This window comes from Rhodococcus sp. LW-XY12 (assembly GCF_019317345.1).
Lineage (GTDB): Bacteria > Actinomycetota > Actinomycetes > Mycobacteriales > Mycobacteriaceae > Rhodococcus > Rhodococcus pyridinivorans.
This window is the reverse complement of sequence record NZ_CP079225.1, coordinates 4,061,618-4,086,419: the sequence shown is the minus strand read 5'-3', so window position 1 is coordinate 4,086,419 and position 24,802 is coordinate 4,061,618. Positions and strand designations below refer to the sequence as shown.

The 24,802-nt window shown below is 69.2% G+C and carries 18 protein-coding genes and 2 pseudogenes; 6 read left to right on the top strand and 14 right to left on the bottom strand.

The features are described from left to right. The first annotated feature begins 30 nt into the window (after positions 1-30). The gene (locus KXC42_RS18895; protein ID WP_039585476.1) at positions 31-1,152 is read left to right on the top strand and encodes a glutamate--cysteine ligase; all 1,122 of its coding nucleotides are present in this window, start codon (positions 31-33) and stop codon (positions 1,150-1,152) included. A 40-nt stretch (positions 1,153-1,192) separates the two neighbouring features. Here KXC42_RS18895 and mnhG read toward each other — a convergent pair whose 3' ends face one another. The 13 genes and pseudogenes from mnhG to KXC42_RS18830 form a co-directional block, all read right to left on the bottom strand. Next, entirely contained in the window at positions 1,193-1,522 is a 330-nt protein-coding gene (gene mnhG, locus KXC42_RS18890) for a monovalent cation/H(+) antiporter subunit G (protein WP_006553641.1), read from the bottom strand. Beyond that, positions 1,519-1,779, bottom strand: coding sequence for a monovalent cation/H+ antiporter complex subunit F (locus KXC42_RS18885; protein ID WP_219129378.1), 261 nt, complete (start codon positions 1,777-1,779; stop codon positions 1,519-1,521). The genes mnhG and KXC42_RS18885 overlap by 4 nt, the downstream gene beginning before the upstream one ends. Beyond that, complete coding sequence (locus KXC42_RS18880; protein WP_006553639.1) at positions 1,776-2,324, bottom strand: Na+/H+ antiporter subunit E; 549 nt, start codon at positions 2,322-2,324, stop codon at positions 1,776-1,778. Before KXC42_RS18880 ends, KXC42_RS18885 begins: the two co-directional genes overlap by 4 nt. Then, a complete protein-coding gene (locus KXC42_RS18875) occupies positions 2,324-3,913 on the bottom strand; it encodes a Na+/H+ antiporter subunit D (RefSeq protein WP_024101810.1) in 1,590 nt (529 codons plus the stop codon). The genes KXC42_RS18880 and KXC42_RS18875 overlap by 1 nt, the downstream gene beginning before the upstream one ends. A gap of 191 nt (positions 3,914-4,104) precedes the next feature. Further along, a pseudogene (locus tag KXC42_RS18870) lies at positions 4,105-4,647 on the bottom strand (Na(+)/H(+) antiporter subunit C); the annotation flags it as partial. After that, complete coding sequence (locus KXC42_RS18865; RefSeq protein ID WP_033096172.1) at positions 4,644-7,481, bottom strand: Na+/H+ antiporter subunit A; 2,838 nt, start codon at positions 7,479-7,481, stop codon at positions 4,644-4,646. The gene KXC42_RS18865 and the pseudogene KXC42_RS18870, both read right to left, overlap by 4 nt. A 201-nt stretch (positions 7,482-7,682) precedes the next feature. Further along, on the bottom strand, positions 7,683-8,876 hold the full coding sequence (locus KXC42_RS18860; protein WP_064852234.1) for a hypothetical protein: 1,194 nt from the start codon (positions 8,874-8,876) through the stop codon (positions 7,683-7,685). Position 8,877: 1 nt separating this feature from the next. After that, positions 8,878-11,094, bottom strand: coding sequence for an AAA family ATPase (locus KXC42_RS18855; protein WP_033096170.1), 2,217 nt, complete (start codon positions 11,092-11,094; stop codon positions 8,878-8,880). 71 nt (positions 11,095-11,165) lie between these two features. Further along, the gene (locus tag KXC42_RS18850; RefSeq protein WP_006553633.1) at positions 11,166-12,083 is read right to left on the bottom strand and encodes a phosphatidylcholine/phosphatidylserine synthase; all 918 of its coding nucleotides are present in this window, start codon (positions 12,081-12,083) and stop codon (positions 11,166-11,168) included. Next, a complete protein-coding gene (locus KXC42_RS18845; protein ID WP_024101805.1) occupies positions 12,080-12,802 on the bottom strand; it encodes a phosphatidylserine decarboxylase in 723 nt (240 codons plus the stop codon). Before KXC42_RS18845 ends, KXC42_RS18850 begins: the two co-directional genes overlap by 4 nt. A gap of 116 nt (positions 12,803-12,918) precedes the next feature. Continuing rightward, complete coding sequence (locus KXC42_RS18840) at positions 12,919-13,383, bottom strand: SRPBCC family protein (RefSeq protein WP_006553630.1); 465 nt, start codon at positions 13,381-13,383, stop codon at positions 12,919-12,921. A gap of 111 nt (positions 13,384-13,494) precedes the next feature. Continuing rightward, positions 13,495-16,989, bottom strand: a complete 3,495-nt coding sequence (locus tag KXC42_RS18835; RefSeq protein WP_219129376.1) for a bifunctional RecB family nuclease/DEAD/DEAH box helicase — start codon at positions 16,987-16,989, stop codon at positions 13,495-13,497. A 55-nt stretch (positions 16,990-17,044) separates the two neighbouring features. Further along, positions 17,045-17,545, bottom strand: coding sequence for a DUF1707 domain-containing protein (locus KXC42_RS18830; protein ID WP_257235647.1), 501 nt, complete (start codon positions 17,543-17,545; stop codon positions 17,045-17,047). Between KXC42_RS18830 and KXC42_RS18825 the strand changes: the two are divergent. Beyond that, positions 17,535-18,005, top strand: a pseudogene (locus tag KXC42_RS18825) (PadR family transcriptional regulator); the annotation flags it as partial. The gene KXC42_RS18830 and the pseudogene KXC42_RS18825 sit on opposite strands and share 11 nt — an antisense overlap. Here the strand turns inward: KXC42_RS18825 and KXC42_RS18820 are convergent. Continuing rightward, a complete protein-coding gene (locus tag KXC42_RS18820; RefSeq protein WP_033096167.1) occupies positions 17,980-19,230 on the bottom strand; it encodes an FAD-binding oxidoreductase in 1,251 nt (416 codons plus the stop codon). The pseudogene KXC42_RS18825 and the gene KXC42_RS18820 sit on opposite strands and share 26 nt — an antisense overlap. A 122-nt stretch (positions 19,231-19,352) precedes the next feature. Between KXC42_RS18820 and htpG the strand changes: the two genes are divergently transcribed. From htpG to groL, 4 genes are all read left to right on the top strand, one after another. Continuing rightward, the gene (gene htpG, locus KXC42_RS18815) at positions 19,353-21,278 is read left to right on the top strand and encodes a molecular chaperone HtpG (RefSeq protein ID WP_219129375.1); all 1,926 of its coding nucleotides are present in this window, start codon (positions 19,353-19,355) and stop codon (positions 21,276-21,278) included. A 44-nt stretch (positions 21,279-21,322) separates the two neighbouring features. Continuing rightward, the gene (locus KXC42_RS18810; RefSeq protein WP_024101800.1) at positions 21,323-22,099 is read left to right on the top strand and encodes an HAD-IIA family hydrolase; all 777 of its coding nucleotides are present in this window, start codon (positions 21,323-21,325) and stop codon (positions 22,097-22,099) included. Positions 22,100-22,240: 141 nt separating this feature from the next. Further along, positions 22,241-22,765, top strand: a complete 525-nt coding sequence (locus KXC42_RS18805) for a DUF6764 family protein (protein WP_016691625.1) — start codon at positions 22,241-22,243, stop codon at positions 22,763-22,765. A 280-nt stretch (positions 22,766-23,045) separates the two neighbouring features. After that, positions 23,046-24,671: a chaperonin GroEL gene (groL, locus tag KXC42_RS18800; protein ID WP_024101799.1), complete on the top strand. Its 1,626-nt coding sequence runs from the start codon at positions 23,046-23,048 to the stop codon at positions 24,669-24,671. The last annotated feature ends 131 nt before the right edge of the window (positions 24,672-24,802 follow it).

Sequence of the window (24,802 nt, the reverse complement as noted above, 5' to 3'; positions counted from 1 at the left end):
GTCGGCGGGGCCCTGTGGTTGGATCGAGACGTGGCAGTCGCGTTTCCGGGATCACCTCGTCCCACGATCGGCGTGGAATGGGAGATCGCTCTGGTGGACAAGACCACCCGCGATCTCTCGAACAGCGCGGCGGTCGTCTTCGACAGGGTGGAGGAGATCGCCGGGGAGACCCCGCGGCTGACCAAAGAGTTCCTGCGCAACACCGTCGAACTCGTCACCGGTGTACACGACACCGTCGCCGAGGCCGTCGACGATCTGTCCGAGTCGCTGTCGTTGCTTCGCCGCGCCGCCGATCCGCTCGGAGTGGACCTGATGTGTGCCGGCACCCATCCGTTCGCGCAGTGGACCGACCAGACCGTCACACCCTCCCCGGACTACGAGGAGATGATCAACCGCACCCGCTGGTGGGGACGGCAGATGCTCATCTGGGGAGTGCACGTCCACGTGGGAGTCTCCTCCGCGGAGAAGATCATCCCGATCCTCAACGCCATGCTCGTGAAATATCCCCACATGCTCGCGTTGTCGGCCTCGTCGCCGATCTGGGCGGGCTACGACACCGGCTACGCGAGCAACCGCGCGCTGATGTTCCAGCAGCTGCCGACCGCCGGCCTGCCCTACCACTTCGCCGACTGGCCGCAGTACGCGAAATTCATCGCCGACCAGCTCGAGTCCGGCGTCATCAGCCACCCCGGAGGCATGCACTGGGACATCAGGCCCGCGCCGAAATGGGGCACCCTCGAAGTCCGGGTCTTCGACGGCATCACCAACCGCGCCGAACTGGCCGCCCTCGTCGCGTTCGTGCATTCACTCGTCGTCTACTTCGACGAACGTCTCGAGCGCGGTGAGGAACTTCCTGTGCTGCAACCGTGGCACGTCAAGGAGAACAAGTGGCGTGCGGCGCGGTACGGACTCGATGCCGAGGTCATCCTCGACCCGGTGTGTACCGAACGGCTCGTCACCGACGACCTGAACGATCTGCTCGAGCAGATCATGCCCACCGCGGTACGGCTCGGCTGCGCCGACGAACTCGCGCGAGTTGCGGACATCCCGGTGAGGGGAGCGTCCTATCAGCGTCAGCGCCGGCTCGCGGAACGGACGGACGGCGATCTCGTCGCGGTGGTGGACTCGCTCGTGCAGGAACTGAAGGAGTGATCGTCCGAGGACGTCCCGGCCGTCAGCTCCTCGTCACCTGTCACGCACCGCCGGGAGCGTCCTCGTCGAGCAGGCCGTCGCGACCGAGCTGCTCCCGGTAGGCGACGCGACCGACGCGGTGCGCGATCACCGGTGCCGTGAGGACCATGAACATGCCCGCCAACGCCATCATCCAGATGTCGACGGAACTGCGCAGGATGATCATCGCGCCACCCAGCACGAACAACAGACCCACCACCTGCGGCTTGGTGGCCGGATGCATGCGCGACAGGGTGTCGCGGAAACGCACCACGCCGATCGCAGCGGTCAACGAGATGACCGCCCCGATGAGGATCAGGAGGTGGGCGAAGGTGTCGATGATCGTCGTCATCCTTCGTCACGCACCCGGAATCGAGCCACGGACACCGACCCGATGAAGCCGACCAGGGCGAGGGCCACGGTGGCGGGCAGCACCGACGTGTCGCGTGTGTACACCGCCCAGATCGCGATGCCGCAGATGCCGAGCGCGAGCAGGACGTCGACGCCGACGAGCCGGTCGAGGGAGTTGGGGCCCGCGATCACGCGGTAGGTGATCAGGATTGCGGAGACGAACAGCAGTGCCCCCGCGATCGCCAGTGTCACGGTCACGTCAGTTCCTCCGTTCCGCTGCGCCAGGGGCTGGCCTGCCATTCCGACTCGCGTTCGAACGTCCGGATGAGAAGACGCTCGATGAGGCGGGCGGAACGGTAGAAGTCGGCCACGGCCTTGTCGGTACCCACGTCGAGGACGTGCACGTACATGATCCGCCGCACCTGGTCGATCTCGAGCACCATGGTGCCCGGGATGTTGTTCATGATGTCCGTCCACAGTGTCAGCACCAGGTCGGACTTGATGGTGAGCCGGCAGCGCAGCACGCCGGTGACCGGCGGCGGGGACGGCCGGATCGCGAGCCATGCCACGTTGATCGTCGAGCGGATGGTCTCGCCGAAGATCACCGCGCCGAGCCGCATCGCGGACCAGACGTGCACGCGACCCTCGACGGGTACACGCGGCAGCGGCAGCACGAACATGACGACGAGCGAGACGACCACACCGCCGAGGATGTTGGCGATGCTGAAGGTGCCCCACAGCAGGACCCAGACCAGCGTCGTCCATCCCACGACGAACATGCGCAGGACGTTGGCGCGTTTCATCATTCCTGCTCACCCCCCAGCACGGCCTCGATGTACACCGTGCGGTCGCGCAGGTTCTCCGCGGCACGGTTGCTGATGTCGAGCAGGGGACCGGCGAAGACCGTCAACGACACACCGATCGCGACGAGCCAGACCGTGGGGACGAGCATCGCGGCCGGCATCCGGCCCACGTCCGGGCGTTCCTCGAAGGAGATGTCGGTGGCGGATTCGTCGATCAGCGCCGAGGGGCCGATGTCCGCGAGATCGCCCTCGGGAGCGTCGGCGCGTGCCCGCCAGAACGCCTTCGTCCAGATACGCGCGACGACGTACAGCGTCAGGAGGCTGGTCACGACACCACCGGCGACGAGGACCCAGGCCAGGACCGAACCGTCCTCCGCGCCGGCCTGCAGCAGGGCGACCTTGCCGATGAACCCGGAGAACGGCGGGATACCGCCCAGGTTGAGCGCCGGGATGAGGAACAGGACCGCCAGCAGCGGAGACATGAGTGCGAGGCTGCCGAGGCGTCGCAGCGACGCCGACCCGGCCTGGCGTTCGATGAGACCCACCACGAGGAACAGGGTGGTCTGCACGAGGATGTGGTGGCCGACGTAGTAGACGGCGCCCGCGAGACCGGTCTGCGACGACAGAGCGACACCGAAAATCATGTAGCCGATATGGCTGACGAGCGTGAACGACAGCAGACGCTTGATGTCGTTCTGCGCGATCGCGCCGAGGATGCCGACGATCATCGTGAGCAGACCCGCGACGAGCAGGACGTCGTCGAGTTCGCCGCCCGGGAACAGCAGGGTGTGCGCCCGGATGATCGCGTACACACCGACCTTGGTCAGCAGGCCGGCGAAGACGGCCGTGACCGGTGCGGGCGCGGTGGGGTAGGAGTCGGGCAGCCACGACGACAGCGGGAAGACCGCGGCCTTGATACCGAAAGCCACGAGCAACACACCGAAGATCGCGGCCCGGGTGCCCGGTGAGATCTCGTCCATCCGCAGTGCCATCTGGGCGAGGTTCAAAGTGCCCGTGGCTGCGTAGGCGAAGGCGATGCCCACGAGGAAGACCAGCGAGGACACCATCGAGACCATGACGTACGAGACGCCCGCGCGGACGCGGTCGGCGCTCGCACCCAGGGTCAGCAGGACGAACGAGGCGGCGAGGAGCACCTCGAAGCCGACGAAGAGGTTGAACAGGTCGCCCGCGAGGAAGGCGATGTTGACACCCGCGGTGAGCGCGAGATAGGTCGGCAGGAAGATCGAGACGGGCTGCTGCTCGTTGCCGTCGTGGATACCCTGGCCGACTGCGTACAGCATCACCGACAGCAGCACGATCGCCGAGACGACCAGCATCAACGCCGACAATCGGTCGACGACCAGCGAGATGCCGATCGGCGCCTCCCACCCACCGATCTGCAGTACCGCGATGCCGTCGGCGTCGGCGTAGTACAGCAGCGCCACGCACACGACGAGCGAGGCGACCAGCGCGAAGACGGTGATCCACCGTTGGACGCGCGGACGGCGGCCGACGATCAGGGTTGCGGCTGCGGCGAGCAAGGGGATGAGGACGGGGAGGGGAACGAGGTTCGCGACGCTCGGGTTCATCGGCGATCCTCCTTCCCGTTCTTCTCGTCGTCTCCGGTCCGCTCGTCCTCGGCAGGGTCGGGGGCCTCGGGGTCGGGATCGTCCGCGCGGACGTCCTCGTCGGCGTCCTCGACATCCTCGATAGAGCCGGCCCCGCCCGAATCTTCGGCAGAGCCGGACTCGTCCGTCCCCCCCTGGTTCTGCGTGTAGGCCGAGTCGGTGGGGTCGTCGAAGTCGCCGTCGTGCAGATCCTCGTACGCCTCGATGTCCTCGATGTTCTTGAGCTGATCGAGCGGGATCGGGTTGCCCGCGGCGTCGAAGGCGTCGCCGCTCTTGCTCGGGATACCGGTGAGCGGGTCGTCGGAGCGGTCTCGCGACGGTAGATCGGCGAGACTGCGCCGCTGCGACACGAGGGTGTCCTCGGGGTCGTTCTCGATCTCGTCCCGTGCGCGGTAGGTGTAGGAGCGGTAGGTCAGTGCCAGCACGAACGCCGCCACACCCATCGTGATGACGATCGCGGTGAGGATCATCGCCTGCGCGAGGGGATCGGCCATGTCCGGCTCGACGTCGCTCTCCACACCGACGATGGGTGCATGACCTGCGGGGCCGCCGAGGGTGAGCAGCAGCAGGTTGATTCCGTTGCCGGCCAGCAGCAGGCCCAGCAGCATCTTGATGATGCTGCGTTCGAGCAGCAGGTACACACCGGCCGCGACGAGCACACCGACGACGGCGAGGAGCGTGATGTTCGCGGTCATCGGCGCTCACCCACGGTCTCGGCGTCGAGGCGAGCACCGAGGCTGCGCAGCACGTCCAGGACCAGTCCGACGACGATGAGGTACACACCGAGGTCGAAGAACAGTGCGGTCACGAGCTTGATGTCGCCGAGCAGAGGCAGCGTGAGCTCGAGGGTCGCCGACGACAGCGCCGGGGCGCCGAGGAACATCGACACCAGTGCGGTGCCCGCGGCGAAGGTGAGTCCGATGCCGAGGATCTTGCCGGCGTCGATGGGAACCGCCTCTCCGAGCTCGTAGCGTCCGCCGGCCAGGTACCTCAACACCAGCGCGAGACCGGCGACGAGACCGCCCGCGAAACCGCCACCGGGCGCGTTGTGCCCGGAGAAGAAGAAGTACACCGACAGGATCATCATGGTGGGGAAGACCAGTCGCGTGGTGACCTCGAGGACCAGCGATCGGTAGCGCGGATCGATGAGATCGCCGCCGAGCAGCCAGGTCGTCTCGTTGCTGGCGGAGACCGCGTCGAGCTGCGCCGCGGGTGCGTCCGCCACACGCGGGGCGGTGCCGAAGCGGCGGGTGCGGAAGACCAGGCTGGCCACGCCGGTCGCGGCGACCAGCAGCACCGAGATCTCGCCCAGCGTGTCCCAGGCGCGGATGTCGACGAGCAGGACGTTGACGATGTTCTTGCCGTCACCGCCGTAGTAGGCGGCGTCGGGCAGCAGCAGCGAGATCGGATCGGTAGTGCGTGCCGCGACGGCGTAGGCGCCGATCCCGGCGACCACCGCGCCCACGGCGATGCCGAGCATCGCGCGGGCGAACTTGCTGCCCATCACCGCGGCCGGGTCGGTCTCGGCGGGCAGCTTGCGCAGGACCAGCACGAACATCACGAGGGTGACGGTCTCGACGAGGAACTGGGTGAGCGCGAGGTCGGGAGCTCCCTGGAGGGCGAACAGCACCCCGAGCCCGTAACCGGTCACGCCCACGACCAACACTGCGCCGAGACGGTTGCGCAGGGCCGTCGCGGTGATCGCGGCGGCCATCATGATCAACCCCACCCCGAGCTGCCAGATCGAGTCCCACGCGCGCGTCGACGGCATCGTGCTCAGCCCGAAGAAGAACATCAGCACCGTCGGGAGCGCCACCAGGGTGATGAGGATGGTCGCCTGGGTCAGGGGGAGCGAACCGCGCTGCAGGAAGGCGGTCAGGCGCAGGGACAGGGTGTCCATGCCCTGGAGTGTCGCGTCGTACATCCGGTCGGCATTTCCGAGCGGCGGGTGCTCGAAGCGCAGACGCGCGATGGTGCGGTGCGCGAGGAACAGGACCGTGCCGCCCACGATCACCACGCCGGTCAGACCCAGCGGCAAGGAGAATCCGTGCCACAACGCCAGGTGGTAGGGCTTGTCGAGTTCGGTGGGCAGCTCGTCGGCGTAGGGGGTGATCAGATGGTCGATCCACGAGCTCGCGAAGCCCGCGGCGAGACCGGCGAACGCGAGGACGCTCGGGGCGGTGAGCAGCAGCGGGCCGGGCGCGTGCAGGTTCTGCACCGCGGGGCTCGGACGTTTGAGCTGCTTACGACCGAAGGCCCCCCAGATGAACCGGATGCTGTAGGCGAGGGTGAGGATCGAGCCCACCACGATGCCCGCAGTCATGGCGATCCGCGCCCATTCGGGGAGCACCTCGGCCACCAGCGACGACTCGAGCGCGGCTTCCTTCGCGACGAAACCGATGAACGGCGGCAGACCGGCCATGCTCGCCGCCGCAAGTATCGCGATCACCATCAGGTAGGGGGCGGCAGAGCCGAGATGCGCGAGTTTGCGGATGTCGCGGGTGCCGGTGGAGTGGTCGATGATGCCGACCACCATGAACAGGCATGCCTTGAACAGGGCGTGGGCGATCACCATCGCCAGGCCCGCCAGGGCCGCTTCCCGGCTGCCCGTACCCACCAGCGCAGTGAGAAAACCGAGCTGGCTGACGGTGCCGAAGGCCAGGATGAGCTTGAGGTCGAAGGCGCGGAACGCTCGCCAGCCGGCGAGGATCATCGACGCGAGACCGAGACCGATGACGATCGGCCGCCACGCGGCGCTGTCCGCGAAGCCGGGTGCGAGCCGGGCCACGAGGTAGATGCCGGCTTTGACCATCGCCGCGGCGTGAAGATATCCGGACACCGGGGTGGGGGCGGCCATCGCGCCGGGCAGCCAGAAGTGCAGCGGGACCACGGCGGACTTCGACAGTGCGCCGACGAGCACGAGCACCACGGCGACGCCGGCGAGCCATCCGTGAGGTGCCGCCGCGACGACGTCGGACAGGTTGTAGCTGCCGACCATCTCGCCGAGGATGATGATGCCGACCAGCATCGCCAGACCACCGGCCGTGGTGACGAGCAGGGCCTGGGTGGCGGCACGGCGACTCGAGGCGCGTTCGGCGTAATGCCCGACGAGCAGGAACGACAGGACGGTCGTCAGTTCCCAGAAGGTGTAGAGCAGCAACATGTTGTCGCTGACCACCAGACCGAACATGGCGCCGGCGAAGGCGACCATCTCGGCGGCGAACAAGCCCAGGCGGGGCTCGTCGTCCTCGAAATAGCGCGAGCAGTAGAGCAGGATCAACGAGCCGATGCCCAAAACGAGCACGCACATGATCGCCGCGAGCGTGTCGAAGCGCAGATCGAAATTCATCGACAGCGTCGAGGCCCACGCGATCTGCAGTTTCTGATCGGTTCCCCAGTTGGTGACGACCCAGCCGAGACTCGCGAGGGGCACCACCGCGAGCGGCAGGAATGCATTTCTCCCCATGACTCGGACCAGAAGCGGCGCCAGAAGGGCAGCGACCGCATGGGCAACGAGTATGGCGATCAAAAGGCACTCCGTCGGGGTCGGGCCTGTCGGCGGGGTGAAACTGACTGCGGGCCGTGGGACTCGCTGTCGTCACAGCGGACGGCACACCGCCGAAACGGGGATCGCCCCGACATGCACGCCGGTCGCCGTCATCGGGCAAAACGGATTGTGCACATCCTAACGGTTGTCTTCGCACGCTTGCGAATCGGGGAGGTGAGAGCGCTAGCGCACCTGCCACGCACAGATCACGGCCGCGGCAAACAGTGCGAGCGCCGACCACTGCGCATCCGCCGGAAGCATCCACACCGCCCCGACGACGGCCGTCGCCGGCACCGGCAGCGCCAGGCCGAGAGCCGCGACGGACGCCGAGCCCGGCAACGATGCCCCGAGTGCGAGACCGGTGCCCAGCGCGACGAGCGCCACCCGCACCGCAAGAGGGATTCCCTCGCCGATCTCCGCCGGCCACCACACCGTCGCCGCCGAGATCGACGCGGCGAGCATCAGCCCGGGAAGCGCGTACGGCATGGAGGGGGAGAGCCGCACCCCGGCGACCACGGCGGCCACCGCGACGAGCAGCACCCACCACGGCACGGTCGCCGACTGCATACCCGACCACAACTCGACGAGGACGGGGTACGCCGCGGCCACGGCCCCGGTGACCGCGAGGACGAACCGGTCGTCTCCGGGCGGGACGAGGCGCGCGACGATCTCGGCACCGACGACCGCCACCGCGAGCGCCCCACCGGCGACCAGCCACAGGAGCACACCCGTGTCGCTCGCGCGGGAACCCACGAATTCACCCAGCAGTCGGTAGCCCACCGAGAGCACCACCGCGGCGGTCACCATGATCGCGAGCAACCGCGGATCGGCCCGCTGCACGCGCATCCCGGCAGGCACCGTCAGCGCGGCGGCGACCGTTGCCACGAGTGCGAAGGCCAGCGCCCACTGGGGAACCGTCCAGCGCATGGCCTCCACGGGGACCTCGGAACCGACGGCTGCGGCGGTGAGGAAGGCCGCCCACCCACCGGCGATCAGGGCCCACTGACCGGTCGCCGAACCCCACGAGCCCGCGGTCGCCGCTCCGAGCAGCACACCGGTGATCGCGGCGATCACCCATCCGACGACCGTCAGGCTGTCGGCCGAGATGCCGGCGGGAACGAGATAGCGGATCGACCCGAGGACCACGATCGAGGCGGCGGCCAGCATCCAGGCGGTACGTCGGGAGCCGGTCCGCTGCAGCCCGGCCGCCGAGAGAACGGCGAGCGCGGCGGTGACCACGGGTGCCCATTCGCTGCGCGCACCCTCAGGGAGGACCGATTCGCCCGCGGCCGGGACGAGGATCGCGACCCCGGCGGCGAGGAAGGCCGCGAGGACGGCTGCCGGTCCGGCGACGCGGACCGCGGTGGTCACGGCCATCTCAACGGCCCTCCGCGTAGGCCTGCAGATGAGCGACCTGCACGGGATCGAGCGAGGGGCGCACCTTCTCCCGGGCCACCGCGACGTCCTCGGCGGTGACCACGGCGGCGTCGACGTTGCGCCGCATCGCCGCGAGCGCGGCCTCGCGCAGCAGCGCCGAGCAGTCCGCGGCCGAGTAGCCGTCGAGTCCGGCGGCCAGGTCGTCGAGGTCGACGTCGTCGTCGAGCGGTACCGATCGGCCCGCGGTCTTCAGGATCGCGGCCCGGGCCTCGGCGTCCGGCGGCGGCACGAACACGAGACGTTCGAGCCGGCCGGGACGCAGCAGAGCCGGGTCGATGAGGTCGGGCCGGTTGGTCGCTCCCACCACCACGACGTCGCGCAGCGGCTCGACACCGTCGAGTTCGGTGAGCAGCGACGCGACGACCCGGTCGGACACCCCGGAATCGGAGCTCTGCCCGCGGCGCGGTGCGAGAGCATCGATCTCGTCGAGGAACACCAACGCCGGTGCCGAGTTGCGGGCACGCTCGAACAACTCGCGCACCGCCTTCTCCGACGCACCGACCCACTTGTCCATCAGTTCGGCGCCCTTGACGGCGTGGACGCTCAGACGTCCCGTGCCGGCGAGAGCGCGGACGAGATAGGTCTTGCCGCAACCGGGCGGGCCGTACAGCAGCACACCGCGCGGCGGATCGACACCGAGACGCTCGAACGAATCGGGATGCTGCAGCGGCCACAGGACGGCTTCGGTCAGGGCCTGCTTCGTCTCGACCATGTCGCCGACGTCGTCGAGGCTCACGCTGCCGATCGCCAGCTCCTCGGAACCCGATCGCGACAGCGGACGGATCACCTCGAGCGCGCCGAGCAGGTCGTCCTGGACGAGCGAGGGTTCGTCGTCGTCGCGGTTCGCCCGCGACGCCGCGCGCAGTGCCGCCTCGCGACACAGCGCCGCGAGGTCGGCGACGACGAAACCGGGGGTGCGACCCGCGACGGCGGCGAGGTCGAGACCGGTGGACGGCACCGAGCGCAGCAGCACGTCGAGCAGGGCGCGGCGGGTCGCGCCGTCGGGCAGCGGCAGGGACAGTTCGCGGTCGCAGATCTCCGGGGCACGCAGCCGGGAGTCGACGTCGTCGGGATGCGCGGTGGTCGCGATCAGCACCGCGCCCTCGGTGTCGACCACCCGCCGCAGCTCGTCGAGGATCAACGTCGCGACGGGTTCGGTGTCGGCGGGGAGCACGGCATCGACGTCGGTGAGCAGCAGGACGCCCCCACCGCGCACCGCTTCGGCCGCCGCGGAGATCCGGCGCAGCCGCTCGTCGGCGGCGAGTGCACCCACACCCGGCCCGTCGACCTCGACCAGACGCCGGTCGGCGACCACCGAGCGCACGAAGGTCGCCTTACCGACCCCGGCGGGACCGGTGACGAGCACCCCGAGATGCGGCGACGCGCCGAGGGTGCGCAGCAGTTCGGGTTCGTCGAGCGAGAGGGTGAGCCACTCGGAGAGCTTCGCGACCTGGGCCTGCACACCCACGAGATCCTCGACCGGCGGTGGCGGAGGCGTGGCGGGGGCCGATTCGGGACGGTCGGTCGCGGGGGAGGAGGCGACGAACCCCGACGAGACGAATCCGGAAGCGGACGGCACGGAGGACGGCAGGGCACCCGGGCCACCGCCCCACACGACGGCCGTGTTCGGCTGCACGCTCACCGGTCCGGCCGGATCGACCGAGGAGACGGTGAGCAGTTCGGTGGTCCACGCGATCGCGAACGTCCGCGACAGTGCCCGCGTCGTCTCGGCGTTGCTCGTGCCCGGTCCGAGATCGCGGGGGAGCAGCGACACCGCGTCGCCGACGGTGAGGACCTTCCCGAGCAGCGCCTGACGCAGGGTGGTCTCCGGGATCGACTGCCGCGCGAGGGTGGACCCGGTGACCGTCACCGTGCGCGCGCCGTAGACCGTCACGGGCGCGACGACGACCGTCGCGTCCTCCTTCAGGCCTGTGTTCGACAGCACCACGTCATCGAGCAAGATCGTGCCGGTCGGGGTGCCGGCCGGGGCGAGACCCGCCACGACCGCCGTGCGACGCGCTCCCACCAGCGCGATCGCGTCCCATTCCCGCAGGCCCAGCGCGGCCAGCGCCTCGGGGTGCAGACGCACGACACCGCGCCGCGAGTCGGCGGCGGAGGTGTTGAGCCGGACGGTGAGTGAGAGTTGTGGGGTCGTCACCCCGCCGAGCCTAGAACGTGACTAGCGTCCTCGCGGGTCGTGCATGTCATCGTCCTCGCGGGTCGTGCATGTCATCGTCCTCGCGGACGGCGCAGCCCGAGTCGCGCCTGAGATCTCGCCGACGTGGCGACACGGCGGGCGGCGACACGACGCGGACGCTGCGCGCGGTTGCGGGCACGCAGTGCGCGTCGCTCCGAGGGCTTGATGTCCCAGGTCTCGGGCCGGGCCGCGACCCAGCGCCGCGATCGCACCGCGAAGGGGATGTGCGCGAGGTAGACCGCGACCAGCACGAGCATGAGGATGAACGGATAGGTGACCAGCGCGGCCGCCGCCATCGCGACCAGCACGAGCAGCACCACGGCGAGTCGCGCGGGCACGGACGCCGACTTCATCGCGAAGGTCGGGATGCGGCTGATCGCGAGCCCGGCCGTCCCGAGGATCCACACCGCGACCAGCCCGTAGGCGGTCCACCAGCCGTCGCCCCACTGGATGTGGGCGGCGACGGGTGCGAGCGCGATGAGGGCGGCCGCCGGTGCGGGCACGCCGACGAAGTACTCGCGTGCGTAGGCGGGGACGCTGTCGTCCTCGAGCAGGGTGTTGAAGCGCGCGAGTCGCAGCACGAGGCTCACTGCGTAGAGCAGGGCGACGATCCAGCCGAAGGGGCTGCCGTCGAGCAACGTCACGTAGAGCACGAGCGCCGGGGCGACACCGAACGCGACGGCGTCCGACAGCGAGTCGAGTTCGGCGCCGATCTTGCTGGTCGCGTCGAGCATGCGGGCGATGCGACCGTCGAGCGAGTCGAGGACGGCCGCGGCGCCGATCATGCCGAGCGCGGTGCCGAGTTGTCCGTCGAGCGCGAACTTCACCGCCGACAGTCCGGCGGAGAACGCCAGGACCGTGATGACGCTCGGCAGCAGGCGGACGACGTTGGGCCGATTGCGGGACCGCCCGGTCGCGACCGCACGCGAACCCTGCGTGTGCGGACTCACGACACCGTGGGCAGCTGAGCGAGGACGGTCTCGGCACCGATGGTGCGCTGCCCGCGTTCGACCAGCAGGGTGCTCCCGACCGGCAGGTAGGTGTCGACCCGGGATCCGAAGCGGATCAGGCCGTAGGTGTCGCCGATCGGCAGGGTGTCGCCGATCTGCGCGTCGTTGACGATGCGCCGTGCCAGCAGCCCGGCGATCTGGACGACGGCGACCTCGGCGCCGTCGCGCGTCTCGATCAGCATGCTGGTGCGCTCGTTGACCTCGCTCGCGTCGGCGAGATCGGCGGAGAGGAACTTGCCCGGGGTGTGGACCACCGAGCGGACGGTGCCGCCGACGGGGCTGCGTTGCACGTGCACGTCGAGGACGGACAGGAAGATGCTGACCCGGGGGCGCTCCTCGCTGCCGAGCCCGAGTTCGGCGGGCGGCACGGCATGGTCGACGAGAGCGATCTCACCGTCGGCGGGAGCGACGACCACTCCGGCGCGGTTCGGCGGCACGCGGTGCGGGTGCCGGAAGAAGGTGGCGCACGCCAGTGCCGATGCGAGACCGGCGCGGCGCAGCCAGGGCTTGCGGCGGCCGAGGGTCGCCACGGCCAGCGGAGCTGCGACGAAGGGGATACCGCCCGGATGCATGGGCGGTACGACATGCCTGACCAGGTCGACCATGTGGGCTACCCCGCTGGTGGGGGGTGTTCCGGCGGGCGTCGGCTTACGTGCCACGGGCTCCTCTTATCGCTGGCGATCGGTGGTCCGGGACCGCAGGGGACCCGCCCGTCTCGCGGGCGGGTCCTGTCGGTCCACAGGCACTCCAGCGTACGTGAGCCGAGGAGGGAAGGTCAGACCCGCGCGGCCGCCTCGATCTCGTTCTTGAGACGGGCGAGAGTCGCGTTCATCCCCATCGTCAGTTCGTCGTCGAACGCCTCTGTGCCGCCGAGAACATACTTGACCAGGGTCTGCGAGACCTTGCTGGTCCCGGTGGGCGCCTCGCGCCGCTGGGTGACCCGCGTGCCGGTAGCGGTGGGTTCGAGGGTGAACGACCAGATGGAGCGGTTCTCGTTGATCCGGAAGCTCAGGCGACGGCCGGGTTCGAAGTCGATCACCTTCGACGTCGTGGGCCACACCAGCAGCCCCTTCTTGTTGATGTTGATCGTGGTGGTGCCGGCCGACACCGGCCCACCGCGCACGATCATCCGACGGCACTGCGGGCTCCACTCGCCCATCCGCTTCAGATCGGACACCACGCGCCACACCTGCTCGGGGGAGGCGGTGATCTCGATCGTGGCCTCGAGGGTCTTCGACACGTGTACTCCTGTGCTCGGGGGACCGGGTCTTCTCCGGGGGACCGGGTCCCGTGTATCTGCTACCGGAGGTAACAGGATCGTCGTCGATCCTAACGGACGATGTGAGTGCGGTCACGCCCCGGTCGGGTCGGCTCCGGTCAGCCGCATGAACGCCCCGAGTTCGATCAGGCCGTCCGGTGTCGACGGGAGGTGATCGGTCAGGGCGCCGGACCGGACGATCACCGCCGACCACTTGCCGCGTGAGAGAGCCACGTTCGACCGGTTGCGGGACAACAGGAACGACATGCCCCGCGGCACGTCCTCGACGGCGGAGGCGGTCATCGACACGAACACCATCGCCGCCTGGCGGCCCTGGAACTTGTCGACGGTGCCCACCTGGACCCGGTGCAGACCCGCGGCGGCGAGATCCTGCCGTAGGCGGGTGACCTGAGCGTTGTACGGTGCGACCACCAGGACGTCCTCCTCGCCGAGAGGTCGCGGCGGGGAGCCGGCGTCGTCCGTCCACGCCGAGCCGAGCACGGCTGCGATGGCGCGCACGATCTCGGCGCTCTCCTCGGGCGAGCAGGTCGCATTGCCCTCGTGCGCGACCTCCACGAGCCGCACGCCGGGCGGGACGCCGTCGAGCGCGCGGCGCGTGGTGATCTCGGACTTCGACTGCAGTCGTCCCTCGTAGGACAGCTCGGACACCCGCGCGCACAGATCCGGGTGCATCCGCCAGGTCACCGGAAGGAAGTAGCCGCGATCGGTGGGCAACGCACCGTGCCCTTCGGCGAGCCATCCGAGGGCGGACTCGTCGACCGGCTCGGGGTGGGTGCCCTGCGAGACCTGCGGCAGTTGGCGGGGATCGCCGAGCAGCAGCAGATTCGACGCCGCCGTGGCCACGGCGATGGTGTTGGCGAGACAGAACTGACCGGCCTCGTCGACCACCAGCAGGTCGAGGCTGCCGGGCTCGATGCAGTTCGGATTCGTGAAGTCCCAGGCCGTTCCGCCCACCACATAGCCGGTGGCGGATGTACCGATATGCGCCGCAAGGGACTTCGCGTCAGGGAAGGCGGTCCACGTCGGATCGGGGCTCTGGCATTTCGCCTTGGCGACCCGTTCCGGCGACACTCCCGCGGCGACGATCCCGGCCAGCATGTTCTCGACCACCGAATGCGACTGCGCGACCACGCCGACGCGCCGGCCGTGCTCGTTCACGAGCGCCGCCACCACCCGGGCCCCGGTGTACGTCTTGCCGGTGCCGGGTGGGCCCTGCACCGCCAGGTACGAATTCTCCAGGTTGAGAACGGTCGTGACGATCGTGCCGGCCGCGTCGTCGCCGAGCGGCGGCAGCGCGGCACCGGAGCGCAGGCGGGGAGGGATGCGGCGCAGTACGTCCACCGCCGCGGTCGACGGCAGAGCCGGCAACTCGCTGCACATCGCCTCGGCGGCGGAGGCGATCGCCGCTTCGATGTTCTTCGACGAGATCGGCGCGCCGGGAGTGACGGCCACCGGTAGCACGGAGTACTCCTCGTCCGTCCGTAGCGACTCGTCCACGACGAGCACGTCGGGATGGTCCGTCCCCGTGGTGCGTTCGACGACCACGCCGCGCGACCACGCGCGCGTCCCGGTGCCGCCGTCGGGCAGTCCGTCCGGTCCCGGAGCGTCGTACAACAAGAAGACGTCCTGCCCGGCGCGCAATGTGCTGCCCGGCTCGAACTCGCCCGCGAGGCGCAGCCGACGCCGGAGCAGTCGCCGGCGGGGCGTGGCCTTGTGCCAGTCGGTCTCGAGTGTGCACGTCGCCGCGACCAGCGTGTCGCGGGCGTCCGCCCACTCGTCGGGAGCCGTCGCCAGACGATCGAAGTGTCCCCACCAGAGAGGTTTCCGCTCGCGCCGGTGGTAGCCCATGGCCGCGGCGACGAGTGCGGCCGCCTGCTGTTCCGGGGTGCGGTCGCCCGCCAGTGCACCGCCGACGTATTCGAGGAGTTTCGTCTCGACGGGGTGTGCCTGCGCGTCGGGAGCGGCCTCGTCGTGGGTCGTCTCGGTGGGGGAGATGCCGTGGTCACGGGCGTGGGTGAGCAGCCAGTCGCGCAGACGCAGGGTGGAGATGCAGTCGGCCTCGTTGTAGGAGGCGATCGACGCGAGTTCGCGTTCCGCCTCCTCGAGGTGCCCGGCATCGCGCAGTGCGCAGTAGTCGGCGTACGCGACGATCGAGGCGCCCGCGTCGGCGACATCGCCGTCGCGTGCCTCGCTCTCCTCGGTGTAGAGCGGTTCGAGTTTCTTCAGTCCGTACGTCCGGGCACCCACCCGGATCGAGTTGCGCACCACGGGGTACAGGTCGACGAGCACACCTTCGCGCAGCAGGTCGTCGACGATCTCCTCGCCGACGCCGTAGCGCCCGGCCAGCCGCAGCAACGCCGTCTTCTCGTACGGGGCGTAGTGGTAGACGTGCATCCTCGGGTGGCGACGCCGGCGGTCGGTGACGTAGTCGAGGAAGTCCAGCAGTGCCTGCCGCTCCTGCTCGCGGTCGTGTGCCCAGAAGGGCCGGAAGATCGGTGCGTCGGCCGGTCCCTCCACGACGCCGAACAGGTACTCGAGTCCCCACTCGGAACTGCCGCCCTCGGACCACAGTGGGTCGCCTTCGAAGTCGAAGAAGATGTCGCCCTCGTCGGGCGCGGGCAGGATGCCGAGCGGGGTGGCGTCGTAGACCTCCGCATAGGGACTGTCCCGCCTCTCCTCCTCGAGCTGCGCCCGTGCCTGGGCGCGCAGGGCGTCGAAGGTGCGGCGCGCCATCCCGTCGACGGGTGCCGCGCATGCGGCGAGGTCGTCGATGGTCGACACGCCCGCCTCGATCAGCCGCAGCCGCTGGGTACTGCGCATCCCCGCGACCAGCAGCAGGTCGCGGTGACGTTCGAGTTCCGGGGTGCAGTCGTCGCAGCGACCGCAGGCGGTGTGCCCACCCGCTCCCCACCGCACCGGCCCGGGGGCAGCGCGGTGCGACGTGAGAAGGGTTTCGAGGCAGGCGCGTCGGTGCCGATAGACCGGCATGATCTCCGCGAGCGGGTAGGAGGCGATCGAGCCGTCGCCGAGGACGAGATGCGCGTGCGAGGACACCGTCGTCCCGGTGCGCGCGAGTGCGTCCGCGTAAGCGGCGAGCTGGAGCAGGGCCTCGACCTTCGCGTGCCGGGAGAGTTTGCTGTCGTAGACGGCGTAGCCGTCGTCCTCGAGGACGAGGAAGTCGGAGAAGCCGATCATGCCGAGCGGATCGGGGGCAGTGTCGGAGGAACCGGTGTCGAAGAAAGCGCCCTGATAGACGACGGGCGCGCCGGCCCGGACGGCGTCGAGGGTGGCCTGCGCCGCCTCGGTGAGCGCCTGCGCGGTGTACTCGGGCCGGGCGATCTCGACGACCTTCTCCGCACCCACCTGCGCGCGGAAGCGGTCGAGGACGCGCTGCTCGTGGCGGCCGCCGAGTGCGGCGACACGGTCGAGCATTGCGTCGGGTTCGGTGTCGGGGCGCGGGAGCCGACCGAGCGTCGAGTCGAGGTTGCGGAGCACTGCGAACTCGCACGAGGCGGCGCGGGTGAGATCTCCGGCGCCGAAGACCAGCCTGTCGTCGAGAAGAAACATCGGCAGCTCCGTCTCCGGCGTGCGGGATGCCCGGGATGGGCACGGCTGGTCCCGACTATTGCAGACAGGTCGGACCCGCCGGACCATTGTTCTCGCGCCCACCGGGCACACTGCGGCGGCCGGGCCCGCCCTCGACCCCGAGCGCGGTGCGCACCGCCAGCACGATGCCCCACGGAACGACGACCCGGATCGGCCAGAAGTAGATCGACGAGGCCGTTCCGAGCGAGACCAGTGCCCACACCACGAGATTGATCGATCCCACGGTGGCCCATGCTCCCCATTCGATGCGCTGGTGGAGCGGCAGGCGCAGACGTGGGAACGGTTTGCCGGCCGGCGGGGACGGGGTGGGAACGAGTGTCGACGGCAGGTCGGCGAGAACGGCGCCGGCGTCGTCCTGCGTCACGGCGCGGTAGACCCGGGCCACACGCTCGTCGAACTCGCCGATCGTCAACCGTCCGGCGGTGAGATGGCGCCCGAGCTCCTCCACGATCGTTTCGCGCTCGGCATCGGAGACGCGCAGCGGCGATGTCGCGATACCGGGGCCGGTGGTGTCCACCGCACAGGCGCGCATCGGCAAGTTCTGGTCGCTGACGACGAGCCAGGTCTACCGGGAACTGGCCGCGATGGAACGGCAGGGACTGATCGAGGCAGGGGAGAAGGGCCCGCGCGACGGCAAGCCCTACCTGCTGACCGAGGCCGGACGCACGGCTTTCGCCGAATGGATCGACCGCGAACCGGGCGATGAGAACATCCGCCATCCGCTGCTGCTGACCGTCGCCTTCGGCGATCACCTCTCGCCCGAGCGCCTCGCCTCGATGCTCGCCGAGCATCGCCGCAGACACGAGGAGCAGCTCGCCGCCTACGAACAGCAGGCGGCGGCCGACATCCTCCCGCCGCACGCCGCGGCGACCCTCGACTTCGGCATCCTCTACGAACGGGCCGTCCTCGAATGGTTCGACCGCGTGCGCGACCGTCTCGAACCCGGACCGGTCAGCGCAGCGGATCGAACGACCTGAGCAACGGATCCGGCTCGCCGGTCATCGACCCGGCGAGCAGCCGTCCGGTGAGGGGACCGAGCGCCACACCCCACATCCCGTGCCCGCCGGCGACGTACACCCGATCCGAACGGGTGCGGCCGATCAACGGGAGCCCGTCTGCCGTGCACGGCCGTGAGCCCACCCACTCCTCGCTGCGCCCGTCCCAGTCGACCTCACGCAACAGCGGACGGGTCGCGTCGACGATCGCCCGGATGCGTCGCGGGTCGAGCGGGGCGTCGGGACTGCGGAACTCCATCATTCCCGCGACCCGGAAACGGTCCTGGAGGGGTGTGCACGCCACCCGCTGGGCCGGGAAGTAGACCGGGTTCTTCGGCAGGCTCGGCGGCCGCACGCTGAAGCTGTAGCCGCGACCGGCCTGGACCTGCGTGCGCACGCCGAACGGCCGGGCGAGCGACCCGAGCCACGCTCCGTTCGCGAGTACCACCGCATCCGCCGACCGCGAGTGCCCACCGGCCACGACGACATCCACCCCGCGACCGGTGTCGCGCACCTCCTCGACGTCGACGTCGGTGACGATCTCCGCACCCCGGGCGCGGACCGCGTGCGCCAGCGAGGCGACGAACCGCGGCGGATCGATGAACCGCTGCCCCCGGATCCGGAGACCCACCCGCACCGAGTCCCCGAGCAGCGGTTCGAGCGAATGCAGCGTGTCGGTGTCGAGCAGGTCGAAGTCGATCTCGCTGCCGGCGGCACGCGCGTGCTCGAACTCCTCGACCAGCAGCCGACGGTCGTCGTCCGAGGTGAACGCCGCGAGGAACGGATCGGCGACCCGCGTCGGTTCGGTGACGATCGTGTCGCCCGACCCGCGGGCGAGATCGTCGTAGGCATCGAGGGCGAGGCGGTTGGCGCGCGCGAAGACCTTCATCGACGACGTCCACTGCCGTCTCGTGCAGTGCCGGGCGAAGTCGGCGAGGAAGCGCAGCAACCGCACATCCGTCGTGGGCGGCACGTAGACGGGCGACGACGGCCGGAACATCGAGCGCAAGCCGTAACGCAGCACCCCCGGCTCGGGTAGCGGCAGGGTCAGTGCCGGCGCGAGCCACCCGGCGTTGCCCCACGAGGCGTCACCCGCCACGCCGACCCGATCGAGCACCGTGACCTCGATGCCTCGATCCTGCAGAAACCACGCGGTGGACAGACCCACGATGCCCGCACCGACGACCACTGTCCGACGAACCGTCATCGCAACCTCCTGTGATGGACGAAGCCTGCACCTCCATCATGGACCCGGAAGCGCGAACGGGCCGGACTCGCGGACGGCTTACTATTTCCGGGGAAGTTCTGCTTGTGGAAAGGGAACCCGGAATGAGTACGAACGTCGAACAGCGTGAATTCCAGGCCGAGACGCGGCAGTTGCTGGATCTGATGATCCACTCGATCTACTCGAACAAGGACACCTTCCTGCGCGAGTTGATCTCCAACGCGTCGGACGCCCTGGACAAGCTCCGGCTGGAGTCTTTCCGAAACAAGGATCTCGACGTCGACACCTCCGACCTGCACGTCGAGCTCGAGGTGGACAAGGATGCGCGCACCCTGACCGTGCGCGACAACGGCATCGGCATGAACCGCGACGAGGTCGTCGATCTCATCGGCACCCTCGCGAAGTCCGGCACGGGCGAACTCCGGCAGAAGCTGCGCGAGGCCAAGGACGCCGCCGCTTCCGAGGAGTTGATCGGCCAGTTCGGTATCGGCTTCTACTCGTCGTTCATGGTCGCCGACAAGGTCACGCTCGTCACCCGCAAGGCCGGGGAGAAGACCGGTACGCGCTGGGAGTCCAGCGGCGAATCCACCTACACGATCGCCGAGGTCGACGACGCGCCCCAGGGCACCTCGGTGGTCCTGCATCTCAAGCCCGAGGATGCCGAGGACCACCTGTTCGACTACACCTCGCAGTGGAAGCTCGAGGAGATCGTCAAGAAGTACTCGGATTTCATCGCGTGGCCGATCCGCATGGAGGTCTCGCGCACCACGAAGTCGGAGGACGGCACCGACGAGGTGACCTTCGAGACCAAGACCCTCAACTCGCAGAAGGCGTTGTGGGCGCGCTCGAAGGACGAGGTCTCCGAGGAGGAGTACACGGACTTCTACAAGCACATCGCCCATGCCTGGGACGAGCCGCTCGAGGTCATCCCGCTCAAGGCCGAGGGCACCTTCGAGTACCAGGCGCTGCTGTTCATCCCGGAGCACGCGCCCTTCGACCTGTTCGCCCGCGAACGGCGCACCGGCGTGCAGCTGTACGTCAAGCGCGTGTTCATCATGGACGACTGCGAGGATCTCGTCCCCGAGTACCTGCGTTTCGTCAAGGGTGTGGTCGACGCGCAGGACCTGTCGCTCAACGTCTCTCGTGAGATCCTGCAGCAGGACCGGCAGATCCGGGCCATCCGCCGCCGCCTGACGAAGAAGGTCCTCGCGACCGTCAAGGACATGGCCGCGAAGGAACCCGAGAAGTACACGAAGTTCTGGCGCGAGTTCGGCCGGGTCGTCAAGGAAGGTTTGATCTCCGACACCGACAACCGCGACACGCTGCTGGCGATCTCGTCGTTCGACTCGACGGCGAGCGAGGAGAAGCAGACCACGCTCGCCGGCTACGTCGAGCGCATGAAGGACGGCCAGGACGAGATCTACTACCTCACCGGCGAGTCGCGGCAGCTGCTCGAGAGCTCCCCGCACATGGAGGCGTTCCGCGACAAGGGCATCGAGGTGCTGCTCCTGACCGACCCCGTCGACGAGATGTGGGTGACCTCCGTTCCGGAATTCGAGGGCAAGCGCTTCCAGTCGATCGCCAAGGGCGACGTCGACCTCGGTACCGAGGACGAGAAGAAGGCCGCCGAAGCCGAACGCGAGGAGAAGGAGAAGGAGTTCGGCGACCTGCTGTCGTGGATGAAGGAGACCCTCGAGGAGCAGGTCAAGGACGTGCGGCTCTCGTCGCGCCTGACGTCCTCCCCGGCGTGCATCGTCGGCGACACCTTCAGCATGTCGCCCGCCCTCGAGCGGATGTACAAGGCGTCCGGTCAGCCGGTGCCGCGGGTCAAGCGGATCCTGGAACTCAACCCCGATCACCCGCTCGTGTCGGGTCTGCGCACGGCCCGGGAACAGCGTCCGGACGACGCCTCGCTCGCCGACGTCGCCGAGCTGCTCCACGGCATGGCGCTGATCGCCGAGGGTGGCGAGGTGGAGGATCCGGCGCGGTTCACCCGCCTGCTCGCCGAGCGTCTCGCCGGAAGCGTGTGAGCCGAGCCTGTCGCCGTAGGCGCGCACGCGGATAGGCTCGATGCATGACGCGTGTAGACGGGGTGTTGTTCGATATCGAGGGCGTGCTCGTCACCGAGTGGCAGCCCGTCCCGGGCGCGGCGGATGTCCTGGCACGACTGCGTGCCGACGGCGTCCGCCGCGCCTTCCTCACCAACACCACCTCCCGGACGTGCGCCGAGATCGCGCAGCGGCTCACCGATCTCGGGATGGAGGTGTCGCCGGACGAGATCGTCACCGCGGTATCCCTCACCGTCGACCACGTCCGGCAGACCTATCCGGGTCTGCGCTGCTGGGTCCTCAACGAGGGCGACATCGCCGCGGATCTCGACGGTCTCGTGCTGGACGAGGACGATCCGGAAGTGGTGATCCTCGGTGGCGCGGGGGATGCCTTCACGCACCGGGCGATGAGTCGCGTCGCCGAACTGATGCTCGAGGACGTTCCGGTGGTCGCGATGCACCGGGCGCTCGCGTGGCAGGCCGCCGACGAGTTGCGCATCGACACCGGGGTCTACCTGGCCGGACTCGAGGAGCTCACCGGCCGGTCGGTGGTGGCGGTGGGCAAGCCGTCGCTGCGCGGCTTCCTCGTCGCGTCGGAGCGGATGGGTGTCGAACCGGATCGGATGGTGGTCGTCGGCGACGACATCGCGGGCGAGGTCGTCCCGGGGCAACGCCTCGGTATGACGGGAATCCTGGTGCGTACCGGAAAGTTTCGGCAATCCGTCCTGGACCTGGCGGTCGATCGTCCCGACCACGTCATCGACTCCGTCGCCGCTCTCCCGGGGCTCCTCGACAGTCTGTGACAGGCGGTCTCGCGTGAGACGCATGTGATCGGTACCCTACCGCCGGGGCGCCGGCCCCCCGTTCGCGCGGGGCGCTCGTTCCCCAGTTCGCGCAGACGCAGCCTTTCGCGAAGAGGCACTCCAGTGCAGAGGAGCCCGTTCTTGTCCATTCGTTCCTTCCGATCCGTTCTCACCGCGCGCCGTTCGTTCCGGGCCGGTGTACTCGTCGCCGTCGGTGTGGCCTCGGCCGCGCTGTTCGGTGGGGGTACCGCCGCAGCGGCGCCGGTGACCTGTGTGTCGCCTCCTTCTGCCAACGACATCCTGGTGTCCGATACCGCCAGCTGCGGCGCCACCGCCGAGGACGCCTTCGCTCGCGCGTATGCGGCCGACAGCGGCACCGCGGTGTCGGTCGCCGAGTCGGCCGGTGCCGCCGAAGCCCACGCGACGGGCTTCGGCACGGCGCTCAGTGCAGCCCGTGACGGCGGCCGGTCGTTCGCCTACGCGCTCGGCGGCGGACTGAGCCACTCGTGGGCTCAGGGTCCGGCGACGACCCTGTCGGTGGCCGGCTACGGGTCGGGCGCCACGGCCGACACCACCGGCGTCACGTGCGTCGGAGCCCAGTCGTTCGCGGTCAACACCGCGACGGGACAGTGGTGCGCCGTGGGGGTCGGTTCGACGCCGCGCTGAGCGAGCGCGGCACCGATGATCCGGACGACCGTGTAGTCGGTCTTTCGCGGATTTCGTGACGGGGGTGGCAGGTGCCGGTAGTCTTGCACTCGCCACCCCCGAGTGCTAAAAATGCACTTAGCACTCGCAACACGTGAGTGCCAGGTCGGTAGGGTGAGACCGGGTTTTCGACACCCCTGGTCGTCCGTCGCGGGCACTGCTTCCGGCCGAAGGCGTACATGGAGCGATCCGACGAGCGATCGCTCCGGTGTCACCCCCATACCCGGAGGATCACTTCGCAATGGCCAAGATCATCGCGTTCGACGAAGAGGCCCGTCGCGGCCTCGAGCGGGGCCTCAACAGCCTCGCCGACGCAGTCAAGGTGACGTTGGGCCCCAAGGGTCGCAACGTCGTTCTCGAGAAGAAGTGGGGCGCCCCCACGATCACCAACGATGGTGTGTCCATCGCCAAGGAGATCGAGCTCGAGGATCCGTACGAGAAGATCGGCGCCGAGCTGGTCAAGGAAGTTGCCAAGAAGACCGACGACGTCGCGGGTGACGGCACCACCACCGCTACCGTGCTCGCCCAGGCGCTCGTCCGCGAGGGTCTGCGCAACGTTGCTGCGGGCGCCAACCCCCTCGGCCTGAAGCGCGGCATCGAGAAGGCCGTCGAGGCCGTCACCGCCAAGCTGCTCGACACCGCCAAGGAGGTCGAGACCAAGGAGCAGATCGCCGCCACCGCAGGCATCTCCGCCGGCGACCCCGCGATCGGTGAGCTCATCGCCGAGGCCATCGACAAGGTGGGCAAGGAAGGCGTCATCACCGTCGAGGAGTCCAACACCTTCGGCCTCCAGCTCGAGCTGACCGAGGGCATGCGCTTCGACAAGGGCTACATCTCCCTCTACTTCGCCACCGACGCAGAGCGTCAGGAGGCCGTGCTCGAGGATCCCTACATCCTGCTCGTCAGCTCCAAGATCTCCACGGTCAAGGACCTGCTGCCGCTGCTCGAGAAGGTCATCCAGTCGGGCAAGCCGCTGCTGATCATCGCCGAGGACGTCGAGGGCGAGGCTCTGTCCACCCTGGTCCTCAACAAGATCCGCGGCACCTTCAAGTCGGTCGCCGTCAAGGCTCCGGGCTTCGGTGACCGTCGCAAGGCCCAGCTCGCCGACATCGCCATCCTCACCGGTGGCGAGGTCGTCAGCGAAGAGGTCGGCCTCTCCCTCGAGACCGCCGGCATCGAGCTGCTCGGCCAGGCCCGCAAGGTCGTCGTCACCAAGGACGAGACCACCATCGTCGAGGGCGCGGGCGATCCCGACGCCATCGCCGGTCGCGTCAACCAGATCCGCGCCGAGATCGAGGCGTCGGATTCGGACTACGACCGTGAGAAGCTGCAGGAGCGCCTCGCGAAGCTGGCCGGCGGCGTCGCCGTCATCAAGGCCGGTGCCGCGACCGAGGTCGAGCTCAAGGAGCGCAAGCACCGCATCGAGGACGCCGTCCGCAACGCGAAGGCTGCCGTCGAAGAGGGCATCGTCGCCGGTGGTGGCGTGGCCCTGCTGCAGGCCGCTCCGGTTCTCGACGACCTCAAGCTCGAGGGCGACGAGGCTACGGGTGCCAACATCGTCAAGGTCGCTCTCGAGGCGCCGCTGAAGCAGATCGCCTTCAACGCCGGCCTCGAGCCCGGCGTCGTCGCCGAGAAGGTCCGCAACCTCGAGGCCGGCCACGGCCTCAACGCTGCGACCGGCGACTACGAGGACCTGCTCGAAGCGGGCATCAACGACCCGGTCAAGGTCACCCGCTCGGCGCTGCAGAACGCTGCGTCGATCGCGGCTCTGTTCCTGACGACCGAGGCCGTCGTCGCCGACAAGCCGGAGAAGGCCGCCGCTCCCGTGGGCGACCCGACCGGCGGCATGGGCGGCATGGACTTCTGATCCGCCCCTGCGGGCGGAGAGGACTTCTGATCCGCCCCTGCGGGCGGAGAGGACTTCTGATCCGCCCCTGCGGGCGGAGAGGACTTCTGATCCGCCCCTGAGCCACACGAGGCCCGATCCCACTCCGGTGG